Here is a 232-nt window from a genome sequence, read left to right on the forward strand (position 1 = left end):
ATCCAACATTACTGCCGTTAGAGTCGCAAAATATCGACTTCTCAGCAGAGTGGTATTACGCCCCATCAAGCTATGTGTCTGTGGGTTATTTCCGCAAAGATACTGAAAACTTCATCAGCAATGGCATAGTTAAAAGCACTAACGGCATTTATAACCCTGCATCAGGTGATTTATATAAAGCAGCAGTAGCAGCAACGGGTACAACCGAAGCAGGCGAAGTTCGTGACTATAT

1 protein-coding gene is annotated in these 232 nt (G+C 43.1%); it reads left to right on the forward strand.

Going from position 1 to position 232, the window contains the following annotated elements; all coding sequences use genetic code 11:
* Window positions 1-232: hypothetical protein (locus tag AAEY78_RS15165; RefSeq protein WP_352340355.1), on the forward strand; the 232-nt coding region annotated here is incomplete at both ends.

It is taken from the genome of Psychrobacter sp. 16-MNA-CIBAN-0192 (assembly GCF_040309565.1).
GTDB lineage: Bacteria > Pseudomonadota > Gammaproteobacteria > Pseudomonadales > Moraxellaceae > Psychrobacter.